This is a genomic window from Lacibacter luteus (genome assembly GCF_004118265.1).
Classification (GTDB): Bacteria; Bacteroidota; Bacteroidia; order Chitinophagales; family Chitinophagaceae; genus Lacibacter; species Lacibacter luteus.
Window position 1 is genome coordinate 140,590 of record NZ_SDHW01000008.1, and the last position, 15,812, is coordinate 156,401.

At 39.9% G+C, this 15,812-nt stretch carries 16 protein-coding genes; 7 read left to right on the top strand and 9 right to left on the bottom strand.

All coding sequences use genetic code 11. From position 1 onward, the window contains the following. Window positions 1-2: 2 nt before the first annotated feature. The 9 genes from ESA94_RS19910 to ESA94_RS19945 form a co-directional block, all read right to left on the bottom strand. Window positions 3-566 (bottom strand): Crp/Fnr family transcriptional regulator, encoded by a 564-nt coding sequence (locus ESA94_RS19910; protein WP_129132709.1) that lies wholly within the window; start codon window positions 564-566, stop codon window positions 3-5. A gap of 22 nt (window positions 567-588) precedes the next feature. Next, a complete protein-coding gene (locus ESA94_RS19915; RefSeq protein WP_129132710.1) occupies window positions 589-981 on the bottom strand; it encodes a DUF1801 domain-containing protein in 393 nt (130 codons plus the stop codon). Between the two features lie 5 nt (window positions 982-986). Continuing rightward, a complete protein-coding gene (locus tag ESA94_RS19920) occupies window positions 987-1,577 on the bottom strand; it encodes an HD domain-containing protein (RefSeq protein WP_129132711.1) in 591 nt (196 codons plus the stop codon). A 120-nt stretch (window positions 1,578-1,697) separates the two neighbouring features. Beyond that, window positions 1,698-2,084, bottom strand: a complete 387-nt coding sequence (locus tag ESA94_RS19925) for a DUF7674 family protein (RefSeq protein WP_449405347.1) — start codon at window positions 2,082-2,084, stop codon at window positions 1,698-1,700. Window positions 2,085-2,117: 33 nt separating this feature from the next. After that, complete coding sequence (locus ESA94_RS19930) at window positions 2,118-2,846, bottom strand: SMI1/KNR4 family protein (protein WP_129132713.1); 729 nt, start codon at window positions 2,844-2,846, stop codon at window positions 2,118-2,120. Window positions 2,847-3,036: 190 nt separating this feature from the next. After that, window positions 3,037-5,577, bottom strand: coding sequence for a phosphoenolpyruvate carboxylase (locus ESA94_RS19935; protein ID WP_129132714.1), 2,541 nt, complete (start codon window positions 5,575-5,577; stop codon window positions 3,037-3,039). Window positions 5,578-5,743: 166 nt separating this feature from the next. After that, the gene (locus ESA94_RS19940) at window positions 5,744-6,031 is read right to left on the bottom strand and encodes a hypothetical protein (RefSeq protein WP_129132715.1); all 288 of its coding nucleotides are present in this window, start codon (window positions 6,029-6,031) and stop codon (window positions 5,744-5,746) included. Window positions 6,032-6,041: 10 nt separating this feature from the next. Beyond that, window positions 6,042-6,197, bottom strand: a complete 156-nt coding sequence (locus ESA94_RS21530; protein ID WP_164972806.1) for a hypothetical protein — start codon at window positions 6,195-6,197, stop codon at window positions 6,042-6,044. Window positions 6,198-6,214: 17 nt separating this feature from the next. Further along, the gene (locus tag ESA94_RS19945) at window positions 6,215-6,691 is read right to left on the bottom strand and encodes a GIN domain-containing protein (RefSeq protein ID WP_129132716.1); all 477 of its coding nucleotides are present in this window, start codon (window positions 6,689-6,691) and stop codon (window positions 6,215-6,217) included. 214 nt (window positions 6,692-6,905) lie between these two features. Here ESA94_RS19945 and ESA94_RS19950 point away from each other — a divergent pair, with 214 nt between their 5' ends. From ESA94_RS19950 to ESA94_RS19980, 7 genes are all read left to right on the top strand, one after another. Continuing rightward, window positions 6,906-9,962: a ligand-binding sensor domain-containing protein gene (locus ESA94_RS19950; RefSeq protein ID WP_129132717.1), complete on the top strand. Its 3,057-nt coding sequence runs from the start codon at window positions 6,906-6,908 to the stop codon at window positions 9,960-9,962. 5 nt (window positions 9,963-9,967) lie between these two features. Then, entirely contained in the window at window positions 9,968-11,077 is a 1,110-nt protein-coding gene (locus tag ESA94_RS19955; protein ID WP_129132718.1) for an acyltransferase family protein, read from the top strand. Window positions 11,078-11,147: 70 nt separating this feature from the next. Next, window positions 11,148-11,780: a response regulator gene (locus ESA94_RS19960; RefSeq protein ID WP_129132719.1), complete on the top strand. Its 633-nt coding sequence runs from the start codon at window positions 11,148-11,150 to the stop codon at window positions 11,778-11,780. 304 nt (window positions 11,781-12,084) lie between these two features. Then, window positions 12,085-12,663, top strand: coding sequence for a Crp/Fnr family transcriptional regulator (locus ESA94_RS19965; protein WP_129132720.1), 579 nt, complete (start codon window positions 12,085-12,087; stop codon window positions 12,661-12,663). 73 nt (window positions 12,664-12,736) lie between these two features. Next, window positions 12,737-13,327 (top strand): DinB family protein, encoded by a 591-nt coding sequence (locus tag ESA94_RS19970; protein ID WP_129132721.1) that lies wholly within the window; start codon window positions 12,737-12,739, stop codon window positions 13,325-13,327. A 101-nt stretch (window positions 13,328-13,428) separates the two neighbouring features. After that, a complete protein-coding gene (locus ESA94_RS19975; RefSeq protein ID WP_129132722.1) occupies window positions 13,429-14,730 on the top strand; it encodes a S41 family peptidase in 1,302 nt (433 codons plus the stop codon). A 249-nt stretch (window positions 14,731-14,979) separates the two neighbouring features. Next, the gene (locus tag ESA94_RS19980; RefSeq protein ID WP_129132723.1) at window positions 14,980-15,765 is read left to right on the top strand and encodes a hypothetical protein; all 786 of its coding nucleotides are present in this window, start codon (window positions 14,980-14,982) and stop codon (window positions 15,763-15,765) included. The last annotated feature ends 47 nt before the right edge of the window (window positions 15,766-15,812 follow it).

The window sequence follows — 15,812 nt, forward strand, 5'->3', positions numbered from 1 at the left end:
CTCTATATCGTAATTGCTCTTCGTATGCGGCTGAGATGACGTTGTGTAATGCCTAAATACGATGCCAGGTGCTGTAAGGGGATCTGCTGCAAATAATCAGGATGTTTTTCTAAGAGGTCTTTATACCTGTTCTCTGCGTTTTCTTTTTGCAGGAGAAAGACACGCTGTTCCATTTTCATGTATTCCTGCTCAGCTATCAGTTTTGAAAACCGCAGCCAGTTTGTGCTGCTTTGCTCCAGCTGCAGAATAGTTTCACGTGGGATGGCATATACTTCGGCATCCGACAGCGCATGAATATTTTCTACCGATTTTTCCTGTGTAAGAAAAGAAGAGTAAGCGGTGATAAATGTATTTGCAAAAGCGAAACAATAAGTGATTTCTTCGCCGGTGGTATTGGTATAGAACGAACGGAATAAACCCGATTGAACAAACCATACATGTTTACAAACCTGCTCTTCACGAATAAGAAAACCGCCTTTACCGATCTTACGGTAACTGGCAGCCTGTAAAGCTTTTTCTATTTCATCGTTGCTGAAAAGATTAAATGAACGCAGGTATTGTTCCATGTATGCAAAGCTACGTGCTTGTTTATTTCAATCGTTCCAGTACGCCTTTGCGTTTAACAATATTCTTATAATCCCATTGAATGTCTCTTCCTTTTTGCAGCCAGCGTTTTAGATCTTTGGTTTTCACTTCCGATGCATTGTTATAAAAAATGGAAGCGTCTTTGAATTTTTCTCCTCTTACATTTAAACTTTCTTCATCAAAACCGATGCCGCTCCAGAACATAAGGCGAATTCCTTTTTTCTGTTTACTGTAACCAACAATGGGGTTGCCCTCCAAAAACCAAACGGGATGAGCATGCCAGATCTTGTTCTCCGCTTCTTTTAATGTTTTGCTGATCTCTGTTGCCAGCAGATCACAAATCGCTTTATCATCCGGCGTTTGTTTGTTGTTGTAGGCTTGAATGTCGGGGAGCATAATTTTTATTTTTTTAGTATTCCTTTTTCAACACTTTCATTGATGAGGTTCTCTGCATATTTCCAAATGCCGGCTGAACCTTCTTTAATTGCTTTTTTCTTGTCGTATACTTTTTCATACGACACATCAAATTCCTTCCATGTGCCGCCGTTGTTCGATGTGTTTTGCAGCAAAGGTTCAAACCGGTCCATTGATCTTGCAAATTTTGCTTCATCGGTTATGCCGTCTTCAAACTCTTTCCATACTGCAATAAAATCTGCTGCCTGTTCTGCAGGTAAAAGTCCAAAGATCCGTTTTGCGGCGAGCAGTTCTTCTTCTGTATTGGTATGGTTTTTTGCAGTGTCGTAAATAAACGTATCTCCTGCATCAATTTCTACAATATCGTGTATCAATACCATTTTCACCACTTTCAACACATCAATTGGCTTGTTCGAATGTTCGGCTAATACAATCGTCATCATGGCCAAATGCCAGCTGTGCTCTGCATCATTTTCGTGCCGTTCGCTGTTGAACAGTTTTGTTTTGCGTTGAATGTATTTCAGCTTGTCGATCTCTTTGATGAAGGCGACCTGTTGTAATAAATGAGCTGGTTGCATGGTCTTTAAATTTTAGAGAAGCCAATGCAAAATTAAGACTCTTTGAATCTTTATTCCGAAAGAATGAATGGAGATGCATTGCAGAGAAAGGATACAAAACTGGATTAGGGAGTTTCTTATTTAACTATCCGACTCTCTATAAAAGTTGAATAGTTTAAAGTAGTTTTTTTTAGTTTCTGATCCCATCATTGTTTTAATAAGTTCCCGTGTTTCCCGTTTTGCTTCCATAATGGTTACCAAAAAGTCTGTATATATTATTGATGTCAAAGGGAGGTCTCCTTCATGAAAGTATCTTTCAATTGTGTCCATCAGCCTTCTGGCATCAATTTCGTCCCCTTCTTCAACCCATTTCGCCATTTCTTCTGAAAGATCTGACATAATTAATGAGTTTTCAACACTGTTGGGGCTCCTGTCATAATTGTCCCAGGTTTTCAATTGTTTCATTCTTGGGAAATCTTGTCTGATTTCATTATAAAAATTGTCGAAGTTCTTTTTATGTAACAACATTGTAGTTGAATAGGTATCTCGTCTAAAATAGATTTAACCGAATAGTTTCGAAAAGAATCCTTTTTTCTCTGCCTTTTCAATACCCCAAATTAATTCGTCAGTACATTTTATTGCTTTGTCCAAGTTAGGGCCAAACTTGCCCCAAGCAAAGCCGGATTTGGTTGGTTTGTCTCTCAAATCTGCAATAACGAAATTGTCTGCAAGTGTCAATGCAAAATTTTTAAGTGTTGTATCATCAGAGTTTCTTGCTTCAGTGATTTCAATAAATCCGTTGTTATTTTTCCAAATGTCAAATACAGTCTTTTCGTGAATAGTATTAAGGTTTGAGTTTTCAATATCTCTCCCATACTCGTCAATATGATTGATAAATTGTGCAAGGTTGTCAGATTGTTTTACAACAACTGCCGGGTCGTGGCAAACGTAAAAAACGTTGCCCCAAATTCCTTTGCTGTCTATATCTAAAATCCAAAAATTTCCAAAACCATCGTGTCCAAGTTGTACAGAGTATGGAAATATGTTTTCAAATCCAAATTGTCCAACACCGTCAAAAGTAATTTCATCAATGCCGTAAAATTCAAAGCCTTTTGTGAAACGTAATAACTCTCTTACATCATTTGGAATTTGTCCTGTTGGAAGCCTTTGTGCTAGTAGTTCAATTTCATTGTCTGTCAAGCCTTCCCGTAGTTCAATTTTATACTCATCTCCATCTTCAGAAATGTATGTGTTTTCTAATAGCGATTTTAATTGTTCAATAACTGTCATGTGGCGAAGTGTCAGTATTATTACCTGCAACACTAAATTATACGCCACATCTCACAAAACCAAATTCTGCGAAGTGTCCATATTACAACAAAGTTTAAGGAGGGGATAAATGAAAAGTAACACTTTCTGGAACAAAAAAATCCGTGCAGCCTACACCACACGGATTTTTCAATATCAGTAAAACCCAGCCTTAGGCAGAGTTTCTCGCTGCATTAATAATACCAAACGAACAACGGATGATGAGCTTTTCGTAAGCCGCTTTGCTTGGTGCATTTTGCTGGCCGTTTAACTCTCTGCATTTTGCAATAGCATATTGTTGTATGGTGAGAATCGGCAACACAATACGTTCACGCATTTGTATAGAGAGTTGTTCAACAGGATATGTTTCCATCAACTCTGTATTACCACTCAACAACAACACATACTTTTTGGTGAGTTCGTATTCGTTATAAATTTTCTGCCATATTTCACCATACACCGGATGGTCACGCAGATACTCTGTTAACGGGAAGAAGCATTTTTTCATCGCCATCTCACAGTTATCCATCAGTGTTTTAATAAACAGCGAATTGTTGTACAGTTGTTTAATCTCGCCAAAACGTCCCTGGTCGTCCAGTGCTTTTAATGCAGTACCCACACCATAATAACCGGTAACGTTTTGTTTCAACTGGCTCCATGCACCAACGTAGGGGATAGCACGCAGGTCTTTTAATTCCAGTCGTGCAGAACCTCCACGTTTTGCAGGACGGCTTGCAATATTGGTATCGCTGTAATATTTCAGCGGACTTGCATCTACCAGGTATTGCATAAAGTAAGGATGCTTTTTTAAATCGCTGTAAGCTGCATAGCTGGTGCCTGCTACTTCCATAATCAAGGCTTCCTCTTCTGTACTGAGTGTTACTTTATTACTTGCAAACAAATCGTTACTGATGCCTGCATTCAACAGTTGTTCAATGTTGAACTGTGCAGCATCGGTTGTGCCAAAGTTGGAACTTACCGTTTGTCCCTGTATAGTAAGTTGTATTTCTTTGTTGGAAATATGTTTGCCCATCGATGCATAAAACTTGTGCGTTTTACCACCGCCACGTGCAGGAGGGCCACCACGACCATCGAAGAACATTACATCAAAATCATATTCTTTTGAAATGCGGCTCAGTTCTTCTTTTGCTTTATATATTCCCCAGTTGGCCATGAGGTAACCACCGTCTTTTGTACCATCGCTGAAGCCAAGCATAATGGTTTGTCTGCGTCCACGACGGATAAGATGCTCTCTGTACACTTCGTGTGTGTACAGTTGCTTCATTACCTCCGGTGCACTTTTTAAATCTTCAATTGTTTCAAACAACGGAACAATATCTAAGTTAAGATGATCCTTATCCCAGCCGCTTAACAGTAACAGTTGAAATACTTCCATTACATTTTCAGCACTTGTACATTGGCTGATGATGTAACGGCTGCAACCATCGGCTCCGTTCTGTTGCTGAATGGTGCGGATGTTTTTCATTACATCCAGTGTTTCTTTTACCATATCGGTTGTAGCTGTGTTTTCTTCATCCACTGCATAGCCGGGTAAAAGCGGAAAGTTAACAGCACCTTCTTTTGCTGCAATAGCCGATAACACTTTGCTGTGCACCGAACTGTCCTGGCGAATGTCGAGCGATGCAAAATGCAAACCAAACAACTGCACTTTATTAATAAATGCATCAACCTGGTTCTGGAACAATCCATTGTGTTGATGAATAAGAATGCTTCTTATTTCAAACAGCGTTGCAAGTACTTCTTCTTTGGTTAAACTGGTAGTGTGTCCGGGAATAAAAATGTTATCGTAGAGTTTCTTTTCTAATCCTGCCAGCAAAACATCAACGCCCTGGAAAGTAAGACGGCGTTTCATGCGGCGTACATCAAGGTAATAACATTTAATAATAGAACCACGTAACAGCTCTGCTACTTTCAATGTAATATCTGTTGTTACAAACGGGTTACCATCTCTGTCGCCACCGGGCCAGAAACCCATGCGGATAAGAGGTTGGTCAAATTCAATACCAAGCTGTAACTGTGTTTTAATGTTGCTGTAAATTCTTCCTGCAGCTGCATAAAAAACATTTTCTAAATACCAGATCAAGCTTACGGCTTCATCGTAAGGAGTCGGTCGTTGCTTTTTTAGAAACGGCGTTTTACCTAACTGTTGCAGATAGGTATTAATGAGCGTAGCATTATTTTCTGCAAGCGCTTTCGATAAATCGTGTATGATACCTAATACAGAGCCCGGATAGAATTGTGTAGGATGTGCTGTTAATACCAAACGTATACAGTAGTCGCTCAGTTTATCAAGCAGTTCCTGTTCGTTACCTTTTGTTTGTACTTCGTTTAACAGATGTTTTATTGAACCTGCACCCTGCATATCATGTACATCACGATAAGCAGCATCTTCCAATGCATCAAACAAAACAATCTGGCGTTCGGTGTATTGCACAAAACGAAACAACAGATCAATTTGCTCCTGTTCTTTGCTGTAAGAAGTATGACGTTGAAAAAAATCGTTGATGATTTCAACAGGACTTTGCTTCTTTTTATAACCATCTTCTGTATTGGTTAAAAGAAGCGAAAGTAAAATACCTGTACGTTCAATCCGGTGAAACGGTAACGAGGTAAACAAGCTGTTGTAAAGTTGAAACTTAATACCTACCTGGCTCTTGAATTGTTGAAGCCCGGTTGTGTTTGAAAATGACATAGTAATCCTGGTTTAAAAGCAGGCGATCGTTGAGCGGAAAGATAAAAAGAATTACAGGGCTGGAAAAATTTGTTTACGCAAACGATAAAGCCGCCTTACGGGGCGGCGTTGATTGTACGATCAGGTAAGAGTTGCGGACAGGCGGTTTAAAATAAGTTAAGTGCTTTTAAAGGCTGTTGATGGTTAATAAGGTTTCATGGTTAATGCGTTGTGTTTCTCTGCAGGCTTGCAACGGCCGTGTTTTTATAGTTTGCTTGCAACTGTTTGTTTTTGTTTTAATGCCAGACAAATGAACGGTAGTAAAAGGCCGCAAGTGATTTTTTATTTCATGCGCCAACAACACCGCTTTTTTGTTGAGGTTGTTGTTTTTGTTTGTCAGCACATGCATCGATGGATAATTTTTTACCACCAGCCAGGCTGTTAAAACAGTAAGTAATAAAAAACCTTTTTTCATGTTGTGTGGCTTAAATGGTTAATAACAATTCAAAGATAGCAGGCGCAAAAGCCTGCACAATAGCATAAATATGTGAATAGTTGTAATAGTTGTATGAAGTGTGGTATTTATACAACGAATCGTTTTGGGCAAATAAAAAAGCTGCCCTTTTACAGACAGCTTTCATTTCCCGAAGTTGTTGAGTTAACGGGGAGCATTTGTTCTGTTCCATTTCTGAACCAGGATATCAATGCCCTCATCGGCTGCAAATACAATGTTGCCGATATTGTTAATTTCAACTTTCGATGCGCCACTTAATTTTACCTGTAATTCTGTAGAGCTTAAGTTACCCTGGCTGCGTATGTACGACGAGCCGGTAATAATAAGATTACGCAGGTTTTGAACAGGTATAAACACTGTTACTTTTTTGTGCATCGAACCTTTTTTGCTGAGGATACGCAGCTTTCCGTTTTTTTCATCGAGTACAACTGCATTTGCAAATTTTTCTTCGCCTGCAATGCGAATGTTGTTTTCGTTGCTTTCAGTCAACACCACATCAATATCGTGGCTTATTTCCAAACTGCTGAAGCCTGCGGTTAGCTTTACTTCACGTGTTACAATTTCTGCTTTTGCAGCTGCGGCTGTAAACAGGCCGATGAAAAGAATAAATAGATACTTCATTGATGATAAGGTTTGCGGCTTTACGCCTTTTTTGTTTGATAGGTTTAACAGTACAAAGATGCTTTGCTGTAAAGACGTTGACAATCGCATATCCATGTTTAATGAACGGATTGTGGCTGCTAACAGTGCCACACATCACATAATGATGTGGTTTTGCCGCAGGCATTCTTTTATGTAACACACGTTGTTTACATTTGATGGAGTAAGCTTTTGCATGAGAATCATTTTCACCCTTCTTTTTATTTGTACAACTGTTGTGCAGCTTGCAGCACAACGTTTCTCTAATGCCTTTAACCGCATCAGTACCGAAGATGGGTTGGGTTTACAGTCGAATGTAATTTTCAGCATTTACCAGGATAAAAAAGGTTTTATCTGGATCGGTGGCAGCAATGGCGTACAGCGTTTCGATGGTGGTAAGTTTGTAACCTTTGATCCCGATGGTACAAAAGGCGATCCGTTACCTACTGTTGCAGTAAACCAGATTTTACCGTATGATAGCAGCAGTATGTGGCTCGGCGTTTTTGCTATGCGGCAGGTTGGTATTTTTAATCCATCAACTTACACGTACAAAATTGTACCCATTAAAACATCCAAGCCGCTTCCTGCACGTTCGGAATTTCATATGTGGCAGGATGGTTATGGTAATACCTACATCAACATAAGGCAATACGGCAAAATTGTAAAGTACGATAAAGCACAAAATGCATTTACCGAAAATACTGTATTGAATACTTTGCCTGAAAACTGGAAGATCGGGTTCAATACTTTTCATGATACCGTAAAGAAACGTTACTGGAGTGTTTGCGACAGTGGGCTTGTTGTTTATGATGAAGCAAGCAAACAAACATGGTACAGTGGTTATAACCCTGCAAATCTTCCCCTGCTCAACAACAAACAATTAAATTATAACGTAACCGAAATTTATATTGATAAACAACGAAGGCATTGGTTGTTTAACTGGCCCGGGAGCCAGCAGTATAATTGTTTTGATGAGAGTGGCAAACCGTTGAGCGATACTGCAGGTTTAACGGGTGTCAACACATCGTATTCAGAAGTGCGTAGTTTCTTCGAAACAAAACAGGGCGATTTGTGGTTGTATGGTCTGGCAAATCTCTATAGCCTATCCAACGAAAAAGATCCCATCAACAAAGGCTTTCAGTTGTACCGCACACAATACCTCGACAATTACGGAATCCGTTACGAAGCCATCAACCAGTTGTACGAAGACAGAGATGGCGTTTTGTGGATTGCCAGCGATCAGGGATTGTATTACACGTCGAATGCATCTACCGACATTGTAAATATGTACCTCTCAGCCATACCCGGTCAATATAGTGTTACCGATTTAACCGAACTGCAAAACGGCGATTACTGGATAAGCACATGGGGTAAAGGTATTATTACACTTGGGCGTAATTTTAAACCTTATCCATCGCCGTTATACAAACAAATGCCGGCAAACGATGCGCATGGTTATAAGTTAACATGGAGCATGTGTCAGCAAAAAACAACCGGTAAAATATTTATTGGTTGCCAGTTTGGTTTATTGATGGTGCACGATGTTAAAACACAAAAAACAGAATACCTGCATCCGCCGGAATTTGATAACCGCACCATCCGTTACATCGTAGAAGATAAAAAAAACATGCTTTGGTTTGGTACACAGGCAGGGCGTTTAATTAAGTACGATGGAAAAAATTATCGGACTGTACTTGATCTTGGTGTTGGCGCCATCATCTACAAATTACTGGTTGATAACGATGGATGGATATGGGTGGCCACACAGGATAAAGGTATTTATGCGGTTAATGCTGTTACCGGAAAAGTGGAACAGCATTACACAGCCTACACTGCAGCAAATAAACTCTTTACCAATTCCTGCGACGATCTGGAGCAACTCAACGACAGTATTATTTATGCAGCAACATCTGCATTAAACATCATCAATAAAAAAGCAAAAACAGTACAACAAATAACAGTACGCAATGGGTTGCCTTCTAACTCTATAAAGCGTTTGCGGTTGGATCGCAATGGTTATCTCTGGATCATTACACACAAAGGTCTTTCCCGTTACGATCATAAGCGAAGAAGTTTTACAAGCTATGGAAGTAAAGATGGCATTTTGATGGGCGAGTTAACCGATAAGGCCGATTTTATTTGCAGCGATGGTTATGTAATGTTTTCGGGTGTAAACAGTTTGTTGTTTTTTAAACCCGAAGCGTTTCGCCGCAGCGATCCGCCGCCCGATGTTACGTTAACCGATTTTTTGTTGGGCAGCCAGTACCAGCTTATTGATTCGTTGCAGCGTTTACGTGAAGTACGTTTAAATTCCGATCAGAATAATTTTACCATCAGTTTTGCCTCACTCGATTTTAAAAACAGGGAGAAGTTTATTTACTATTATAAAATGGAAGGCCTGCACAAAGACTGGATCCGTGCAGATCGTTTATCGGTTCCCTTCAATGAACTTTCTCACGGCCGTTATGTGTTTAAAGTAAAAGCAGAAAGCCTTGATGGACTGGTTTCAAAAAACATTACTACGCTAAACATTTTTGTGAAGCCACCTTTCTGGCAAACCAAATGGTTTATAACCTTGCTGCTGGTTATTGTTGCGTTGATCGCTTACAGTATGCATCGTCTTCGGCTTAAACGCTTTTTTGAAGTGGAGAAAATCCGCAACCGTGTAGCACGGGATCTGCACGATGATATGGGCAGCACACTCAGCACTATCAATATCCTCAGCTCAATGGCCAAAGCTAAACTTACTACCGATACACACAAAACTGCAGAATACATCAGCAAGATCAGCGATAACAGTCAGCGGATGATGGAAGCAATGGATGATATCGTGTGGGCCATTAAACCTGCCAACGACACAATGCAGAAAGTGGTGGCACGTATGCGTGAATTTGCAACCAGTGTGTTCGAAGCAAAAGATATTGAACTCGATTTTAAGGCGGATGAAGAAGTAAACGAAGCGAAAATTGATATGGAAGGCCGCCGTGATTTCTTTCTTATTTTTAAAGAAGCAGTAAACAACGCTGCCAAGTATGCACGTTGTACAAAAGCAGAAGTACATGTGTTTATTGCAAACAAGAAACTTGTACTGTATGTAAAAGATAATGGTGTTGGTTTTGATGTAAAACATGCAGACGGAGGAAACGGCCTCGGAAATATGCAGAAGCGTACCGATGCATTAAAAGGAAAATTACAATTAACATCCATAGCAAGAGAGGGAACCGAAGTTGTGTTAACCGTTCCGCTTAATTAAAAATTATGACCCGTTCACTTAGCCAGAAGTTCCGTTTTTTTACATTCGTCTGCATTGCATTGCTGGCGTATGTACACGGCTACAACCTGGAGAACGGCTATCTTGCTCCCTTCAGTTCGGTAGAAGAACCATTAACCATTACTACCTTTTTCGAGTATTTTGTTGCAAACGGTTTACTGCGGTTTCGTATACCAATGTTGTTTATGATTTCGGGTTACCTCTATGCAACATACGATCATCGTCCATATTTGCAACAGGTAAAAAACCGTTTCCGCACCTTGCTTGTTCCTTACTTTGTGTGGAGTGCATTGGGTTTATTGTTTACATTTTTGCTGCAACAGTTTCCATACACTGCAAATATTGTTTACGAAGCAGGTATCGATCAGTTGGGCGATAACAGGCCGTATACAGCTATTGGTTGGAATGGAGTAATTGAACGTTGGTTGCTTGCACCCATTGCTTACCAATTGTGGTTTATTGTTGCTTTGTTTGTATTTAATCTTTTATACCCTGCAATACGGTGGTTGGTATTAAAAATTCCATACATCTGGTTGCCGTTTACATTCCTTTTGTTTTTTGTTTCTATTGTAAATATGCCGTTTATTGATTTCAGGGGATTGTTTTTCTTTTCGCTGGGTGTATGGATTCAGAAACGGAATTTTTCATTGGAAAAAGAACCGCAATGGTTTAGTCTTGGTCTTGCATTAATTGTGTTCATCGGCTTCTCAATTATTAAAACATTTATGGCCTTTGAGCTGGAGCCAAACACACCGCAAACATGGACGGTACTGATTTTTATGTACCAGGTAGCTGTACTTGCCGGTATTATGAGTATGTGGTTTGGAGCCGATCGTGTAATAAAATGGTTCCTGAGTAAACGATGGTACCACAGCATCAGCAGCTATTCGTTTTTTATTTTTGGCATACATGTTCCATTACTGCCGTATATGATGCAATGGGCAGTAATGAACACAGCAATGATTCCCAATTACCGTTTACTCTGTTACCTGTTTGTACCATTATTAACATTGAGTATTTGTGCCGCTGCAGGTATGTTGCTGCATCGTTTTCTTCCAAAGGTCTACGGATTTTTGACAGGTGGCCGTGGCTTCTGATAACTTACACATGTTTATGTGATGGATGGCAAATGGCCTTCCTGTACTTTTGTAGAAATAAAAAATCAATATGATTAAAGTAATGCTGTACGAGGATAATCCGCAGTTGCGTGAAGGATTAACGATGTTGATTGATGGCAGCGATGGATTTACAGTATTGGCTTCTTACAAAAACTGTGATAATGTTACCGATGAAGTTGCAGCCTGGAACCCCGATGTAATTTTGATGGATATAGACATGCCCGGCACCAATGGGATTGAAGGGCTAAAAAAAATACGGGCTACAAACGGCAACGTAAAAATTTTAATGCTCACTGTTTTTGATGATAACAAAAATGTATTTGATGCAATAAGAAACGGAGCCAACGGCTATGTGTTAAAGAAAACGCCGCCTGCAAAACTGCTGGAGTATATACAGGAAGGAGCGAGTGGTGGAGCACCAATGACGGCTTCTATTGCAACACAGGTATTGAAAATGTTTTCGCAGATAACACCATCGCAAAATGAAGATTATAATTTAAGCGATCGTGAAAAGCAGGTGTTGCAATTGCTGGTAGATGGGTACAGTTATAAAATGATCGCTTCAGAAATGTTTATCTCCATCGATACTGTTCGCAGCCATATTAAAAAGATCTACGAGAAGCTTCACGTTAATTCCAAAAGCGAAGCAGTGGCAAAAGCATTTAAAGATAAATTATTGTAACAGCGATTGTCTGTTGGTAAGCAGCCCCGGTTATGTCGGGGCTGCTTTTTTATATCCTCATTTCAACCAACAAATTCAACAGCTCACACAGTTATGCGATTGATTTGTGTGTTGCTGCAATCTATCTTCACATCAGTTACGTTAATACATTAAACCATGTTTTATGAACGATCTGATGTGGACGCATATTTATGTTGTAGCAACAGGCAGCAGCGTTCGTTACCTGCTAATCAACTGTACAGGTAATCCCGAAAATAACTGAAGCTTCTTTATGCTGTAAGCTTCATTGCCTATCTTTAGTGCAATGGAAATTACTTTGCTGCAACAGTTTGTACAACAGATTTCTCCTTTGCCACAGGAAGAACTGGAAAGGTTTACTGCTAACTGGCAACCGCTTACTGTTAAGCGTAAAACCATTCTTACCGCAGCAGGAGAAACCGAACGTTACCTGTATTTTGTATTGGAAGGTGTGCAGCGTGCTTTTTACATCGGCGACGAAAACAAAGAAGCAACAATTGTATTTACTTATCCGCCTTCGTTTAGCGGTGTGGCCGATAGTTTTCTTACACAAACGCCATCGCTTTATTTTCTCGAAACAATTACAGCCAGCAGGTTTCTGCGTTTGCCTTATGATGAAGTGGAAGCCATGCGTAAATCATCTCCACTCATTCAGCAGTTGTTGTTTAAAGCCACAGCGTTTGCATTAAAAGGTGCATTGCAACGCCACATCGAGCTTCAGTGTTTCAGTAATGAAGAAAAGTTTAAAACACTGTTGAAACGTAGTCCGCACATACTCAACCTTGTTCCGCACAAATACATCGCTTCTTACCTCGGTATGGATGCCACCAACTTCAGCAAATTGCTTGGTTCTGTAAAAATCTGATTCCGGTAAATCTTGGTTTTTACCAAGAATGCTTTCTGCCGTTCTGTTGAAATTTGTTTAAAATTAAAAAACAATGAAACAGATTAACAGCAACAGCTTGCTTGAGCTTTTACAAAACGATGTGCGGGAGCTGCTGTTGCAATGCAGCCAATTGCAAAACACAGATGTTGCCTGGTTAACAACGCAGCCTGCTGCAGGAAAGTGGAGTGTGGCACATGTGCTGGAGCATCTCAATATTTATGCACGTTACTATATCAATGCCATTGAGCAGAAATTACATTTAAATCAATCGGGTGCCAACCTTGTGTTTACACCCGGCTGGCTGGGGAACTATTTTACACAGCTGATGAAGCCTGCGTCAGATAATAGTTTAAAGTCGAAAATGAAATCACCGGCGAATGCAGTACCATCTGCTCAACCCGATGCCTTGGCCATGTTGCAGGAGTTCATCAATCATCAACATCATTTACTTAACCTTTTGCAAATAGCCCGTACTGCTAACCTCGATTACATTCGTGTGGCTACCACCCTCAGCAAATTAATTACGTTAAAACTGGGCGATACCTTCCGGTTTTTTATTGCACATGAGCAACGTCATTTTTTGCAGATCAAAAGCACATTACAAGTGGTAGGGCCTGTTGTTGCTGACCTGCAGGAGAGATGATGTAATAGTTTGCCACATCATCTCAGCCAGCCATCTTATTTTCACATGTTCATGTGGCCAAGGCAACTGTTCAACAATACTACATTTGGAAAAAGAAATGTATGAAACAGCTTTTTAACCTTATCATCTTTTGTTTTGTTCTGCTTTCATCATCTAACGCACAAATTACAGCACAACAAAAAAAAGAAGCTGTAGACAGTGTAGTGAAATTGATGAATGAGCGTTACATATTTCCTGAAACAGCCAAACAAATCGAACTTTTCCTGCGCAGGCAGCAGGTCGCTAATGTTTACGAAAGCATTACCGATGGTAACAGCTTTGCGGCCAAACTCACCAATGATGTCCGCAGTATTTGTAACGATAAACATGTAACTGTCCGGTACTCACCCGAAGTGTTACCTGTAAGCCGTGGAAACATGATGCAGATATCGGAAGAGGAACGAAATGGCTATGCAGAATTTTTGCGGTTGGAAAATTATGGTGTAACAAAGCTTGAGGTGCTGAAAGGAAATATCGGCTACATCGATTTTAAATTTTTATGCGGTACAGAATACGCAGGCGAATTTTATGCAGCCATGATGAACTATGTGCAACACACCGATGCACTCATTATCGACTTTCGTAAATGCGGCGGTGCCATGAGTGATAATGTGATCCCTTTTCTCTGCAGTTATTTTTTCGCAGATAAAACACATCTTAACGATCTCTACTGGCGTGATGGAAATTTTACACAGCAAACATGGACACAGGTGGTGGTGCCGGGTAAAAAATACCTCAATAAGCCTGTCTACATCTTAACCAGTGGAAGAACTTTTTCAGGTGCAGAAGAAATGGCCTATGATCTTAAAAATTTAAAACGTGCAACGATCATGGGTGAAGTAACAGGAGGCGGCGCCAATCCGGGTGGTTCAATTAATGTTACCTCTCACTTCAATATGTTTTTGCCAATCGGCAGGGCAATCAACCCCATTACAAAAACAAACTGGGAAGCAGTAGGAGTACAACCCGATACACTTATTCAATCAAGACTGGCTTTGCACAAAGCGCATTTGCTTGCTATGCAACAAAGCATGCAAACAACTACCAATGCACAATGGAAAGATGAATTAAAGCGGTTGATTGCAGAGCATGAAACACAGGTGCCGCAATTGGTGAAAGTAACGTTCCGGCTAAAAGGTTATCCAACAGCAAAAAATATTGTAGTTGCAGGTGGTTTCAACGATTGGTCTGTTTCTGCTGCAAAAATGAAAAAGACAGGTAACGAGTGGATAGTGGAAACAGAAGCTGAGCCAGGCAAACATCTGTACAAATTTGTGGTAGATGGTGAATGGATCCTTGATCCGGCAAACAAACAAAGAGCATGGGAGAATGGGTATGAGAACTCTGTTGTGGTTGTAAAATAATTTTTCAAAGCCAGTAACATTGTTTTCAGCAGAGCGTATATAAACAAACAAAATGATTCACATATTTATGCGATTGTGATTGGACGGAAAATTAAAGAGTTTTACAAAGTCATAATCAAGTAGAAATTACAGTTGCTAACCAAACACCATTCAGCAAGTTTTCAATTACTCTTTTTCACATATTCATGTGGTTGTAATGGCAGAACAAAAAACGAAATTTGCAAACCTTATCATCATTAAACCTTTAGTATGAAATTCAACCTTGGTAAAGCAGTATGGCTGCTTGTGATTACCGTTAGTGCTTCTTCCTTTTTCATTTCCTGCAAAAAACCAACTTCCGAACCTTTACCCGTTACAAAAATTAAAACAGTTGTATCAACAGACGATGAGCTGATTTTTGAATACAACAGCAACGGCACAGTAAAAACAGTACAGTTGCGAAACAGTTTTGTTACATCGGGCGATCTGGTTAATTACCAGGTTCATTATAACCAACAGGGAAAAATAAGTGAAATTATTTCGGATGAAGATATCCGCATTGTACCTGTTTATGTGGAGGGCAAATTAAAAGAAGCTGCTTTTAAAACATTGGCTGGTGATCTCTTGCTGCAAACAGATTATGCGTACCTCGATGAGCGGTTAAAAACAATCACCATCACAACAGCTGCAGGTCAGCCATGGATGCGTTTCGGATTTGATTACAACGCTCAGGGAAATATTGCCAAAACATCTTTTTTTGTACAGGATCCTTTAAACCCGAATCAGTTTATTTCAAGTGGTACAGTTGCTTATACCTACGACGCTAAAATTAATCCGCTGAATGAAGTAAACGATGTGTTGCACCTGTTGTGGTTAGCTGTTAACCCGAATAATATTTTAAGCGAAATACATAAAGACAGAGATGGTTTGCTGGAAGAAACAGTTAACTACAACTATCAATATCATTCCAATAACACACCTAAGTCGGCTGTAATGCAATCGACAGTTCCGGGACAGGCAACAGAAAATGTTCAGTTGTTCTTTGTTTATTTCTAACTTTTTTTCAGCATACAGTAGTTGGTATCGCCCGGGTAGTTTTGCCC